The organism is Streptomyces sparsus (assembly GCF_054776295.1).
In genome coordinates this window covers 1-3,780 of record NZ_BAAHCA010000477.1, presented here as the reverse complement: position 1 = coordinate 3,780, position 3,780 = coordinate 1, and the positions used below count along the sequence as shown (strand labels likewise).

Here is a 3,780-nt window from a genome sequence, read left to right as displayed (position 1 = left end):
GGCGACACCGCGGTCGGCGGCGGCGCACAGCAGCCCGGCACGGGCGGTGCCGCCGGAGCGGAGGCACCCGCCGAGTGACCGTTCCGGGAAGCCCGCCCGGGAGCGGGCTTCCCGGGGTCCGTCAGCTGCCGAGCACGCGGCGCAGGTAGTCGTTGCGGAACAACCGGTCCGGATCCAGGCGGTCCCGCAGCGCGGTGAACTCGCCGAACCGCGGATAGACGTCCGCCAGGTACTCCGCGTCGCGGCTGTGCAGCTTGCCCCAGTGCGGACGGCCGCCGTGCGCGGTCATGATGCGCTCGGCGGCCGTGAAGTACGCCTCGTGCGGGGTGCCCCGGTAGACGTGCATGGCCAGGTAGGCCGTCTCCCGTCCGCTCGCGGTGGAGAGCGGGATGTCGTCGGCGGGCGCGGTGCGCACCTCGACCGGGAAACCTATACGCAGGTCCGAGCGGTCGATCATGGCCCGCAGCTCGGTCAGCGCGGCGGTAGCGGCGGCCCGCGGCAGCGCGAACTCCATCTCCAGGAACCGCACCCGCCGTGGACTGGTGAACACCTTGTACGGGATGTCGGTGTACGAGCGGTCGCTCAGCACCCGGCCGGAGAGCCGCGCGACGGTCGGCACCACCGACGGCAGTGCCCGGCCCAGCGAGCAGGCCGCCTGGAAGACGCCGTTCGCCACCAGCTCGTCGTCCACCCAGCCCCGCACGGGCGGCAGCGGGCGGGCCGGGCCCGCGGACCGGTTGTTGCGCTTGGTGTGGCAGGTGTCGGTGTGCGGGAACCAGTAGAACTCGAAGTGCTCGTTCTCCGCGGTGAACTCCTCGAAGCGGGAGACGACCTCGGCGAACCGCATCGGCTCCTCCCGGGCGTGCAGCCAGAACATCGGCTCGACCGCGAACGTCAGCTCGGTGATCACCCCCAGGGCGCCGAGCCCGACGCGGGCGCCCGCGAGCACGTCCGCGTTCTCCTCGGGGGAGCAGCGCAGCACAGACCCGTCGGCGCACACCAGCTCCAGGCCGACGATCTGCGCGGCCAGCGAGGCCGACTCCCGTCCGGTGCCGTGCGTGCCGGTGCTGGTCGCACCGGAGACGGTCTGTTCCATGATGTCGCCCATGTTGGTGAGGGAGAGGCCCTCACCGGCGAGCACCTGGTTCAGCTGCTTGAGCGGGGTGCCGGCGGCCACCGTCACCGTGCCCGCGGCCCGGTCGATGGCGCGGACCCCGCTCAGCCGCTCCGGACGGATCAGCACACCCCCGGTCGTGGCCACCGAGGTGAACGAGTGCCCGGTGCCGACGGCCTTGACCGGCAGGCCGTCCTCGGCGGCTCGGCGCACCACCTCCGCCAGTGCCTCGGTGGACGAGGGCGCCACCGTGCGCAGCGGTCGGGCACCGGTGTTGCCGGCCCAGTTACGCCAGGTGTTGCTCCTGCGGTCGCTGCGACTGCTCAAGCCGACCATTCGCTGTCCCCTCCTGCCGCCCCGCCGCCGGTTGAGGCTTCAGCCGGCGGTGGCCGAGGACCGCAGCCCCGACCGCCAGTGCCCCGGCGGCCGCGGGCACCCCGTAGGCCGCCGCGGCTCCCGTCAGGTCCACCACCCGGCCCGTGACCGAGGCGCCGAGCGCCACTCCGACCGCGACGCCGGTGCTCGCCCAGGTCATGCCCTCGGTGAGCTTGGTCCGCGGGACCAACTCGCCGACCAGGGCCACCGTGGTGACCATCGTCGGGGCGATCGTCATGCCCGCGAGGAAGAGCGCGACGGCCAGGAACGGCAGGTTCCCGACCAGTTGGAGGGGGATCATACTCAGGCCCACCGCGCACACGCCGACGAGCCAGCGGCGGGTGGCCGGCCCGCGCGGACGGAACAGGCCGAAAGCGGCGCCGGCCAGACACGAGCCCAGCGCGTAGACGGCCAGCAGCGCGCTGGCGGCGGCCTTGCGCTGCTGCTCCTCGGCGAACGCCACCGTGGCCACGTCCACCGCCCCGAAGATCGCGCCGACCGCCACCAGCGTCAGCACCAGGATCCACAGCCCGGGCGTGCGCAGCGCGGAACCGGGTGAGCCGCTGTCCCGGGGATGCGGCGCGGGCTCGGTCGCCCGCTGGGACGTCAGCCAGTACACGCCGACGGCCAGGAAGACGGCCGCGGCGAGCGGCCCGGCCTGCGGGAACCACGCGGTGGACAGGCCGATGGCCAGCACCGGCCCGAAGACGAAGCACAGTTCGTCGACGATCGACTCCCAGGAGAACGCCGCGTGCAGCCGGTCCGGGTGGTCCCGGTGCACGGTGATCCACCGCGCCCGGATCATCGAGCCGAGGCTGGGCACGCAGCCGGCGAACGCGGCGAAGGCGAACAGCGTCCACCGCGGCCACGCCAGCTGGGTACTGAGCACCAGCGCGGTGACGGCCGTGATGGCGACCAGCGCCGCAGGACGCAGTACCCGCCGCTGCCCGTACCGGTCGACCAGCCGGGACACCTGCGGGCCGAGCGCGGCCGTGGACAGCGCCACCGTGGCGGCGAGCGCACCCGCGAGCGCGTAGGCCCCGGTCAGCTCGGACACCATGGTGACGACACCCAGGCCGAGCATGGCGATCGGCATGCGTCCGATCAGTCCGGCCGCGGTGAAGGAGCGGGTACCGGGAGCGGCGAAGAGCCCGCGATAGGCACTGGGCACGGAGAACTCACTCGACTCAAGCAGTAAGGGACATGTGGCCCGGCACAGCTTACGGGGCGGGGCGTCTCCGCCGCCGACAATTTCGAATGGCAGGATCAAGGACATGTCCGACGCACACCCGCACCCCTATGACTCGCTGCTGCTGCTCTCCTTCGGCGGCCCCGAGGGGCCCGACGACGTGGTGCCCTTCCTGGAGAACGTCACCCGCGGACGCGGCATCCCCAGGGAGCGGCTGGAGGAAGTCGGGCAGCACTACTTCCTGTTCGGCGGCGTCTCCCCGATCAACGACCAGAACCGCGCGCTGCTCGACGCGCTGCGCCGGGACTTCGCCGCGAACGGTCTGGAGCTCCCCCTCTACTGGGGCAACCGCAACTGGGGCCCGTACCTGACGGACACCCTGCGCGAGATGATCCGCGACGGCCGCCGCCGCATCCTCGTCCTGGCGACCAGCGCGTACGCCTCGTACTCGGGGTGCCGCCAGTACCGCGAGAACCTCGCCGAGTCGCTGGCCGTCCTGGAGGAGGAGCTGCCGGCCGGGCACCAGCTGCCGCGCGTCGACAAGCTGCGCCACTACTTCAACCACCCCGGCTTCCTGGACCCGGTGACGGACGGTGTGCTGCGCTCCCTCGACGAGCTGCCCGCCGAGGTGCGCGACCGGGCCCGGCTGGTGTTCACCACGCACTCCATCCCCACCGCGTCGGCCGACACCTCCGGTCCCGTCGAGGGGCACGGTGACGGCGGCGCCTACGTCGCCCAGCACCTCGACGCCGCCCGCCAGGTGGCCGCCGCGGTGCGCGAGCGGACCGGCGTCGACCACGCCTGGGACCTCGTCTACCAGTCGCGAAGCGGCGCCCCGCACATCCCGTGGCTGGAACCGGACATCTGCGACCACCTGGAGACGCTGCACGGTGACGGAACGGCCGCCGCCGTGATGGTGCCCATCGGCTTCGTCTCGGACCACATGGAGGTCCTCTACGACCTCGACACCGAGGCGAAGGCCAAGGCCGCCGAACTGGGCCTGCCCGTCGCGCGGTCCGCGACCGTCGGCGCCGACCCGCGGTTCGCGGCGGCCGTGCGCGAACTCGTCCTGGAACGTGCCGCGACCGAACGCGGCGAGGCG

3 protein-coding genes are annotated in these 3,780 nt (G+C 73.0%); 1 reads left to right on the top strand and 2 read right to left on the bottom strand.

Annotated elements, in window-relative coordinates:
* Positions 1-121 precede the first annotated feature (121 nt).
* Together ACYVE9_RS18780 and ACYVE9_RS18775 are read right to left on the bottom strand one after the other, a co-directional pair.
* The gene (locus ACYVE9_RS18780; RefSeq protein ID WP_461029046.1) at positions 122-1,450 is read right to left on the bottom strand and encodes a D-arabinono-1,4-lactone oxidase; all 1,329 of its coding nucleotides are present in this window, start codon (positions 1,448-1,450) and stop codon (positions 122-124) included.
* Positions 1,401-2,660: an MFS transporter gene (locus tag ACYVE9_RS18775; RefSeq protein WP_461029045.1), complete on the bottom strand. Its 1,260-nt coding sequence runs from the start codon at positions 2,658-2,660 to the stop codon at positions 1,401-1,403. Before ACYVE9_RS18775 ends, ACYVE9_RS18780 begins: the two co-directional genes overlap by 50 nt.
* A 103-nt stretch (positions 2,661-2,763) precedes the next feature.
* On the opposite strand from ACYVE9_RS18775, the gene ACYVE9_RS18770 reads away from it, so the two are divergent.
* On the top strand, positions 2,764-3,780 hold a 1,017-nt coding region (locus tag ACYVE9_RS18770; protein ID WP_461029044.1), incomplete at its 3' end, for a ferrochelatase.

Bases quoted from the DNA above. Each gene is read 5' to 3' on its own strand.
- ACYVE9_RS18780 (WP_461029046.1), bottom strand. From the start codon at position 1,450: ATGGTCGGCTTGAGCAGTCGCAGCGACCGCAGGAGCAACACCTGGCGT.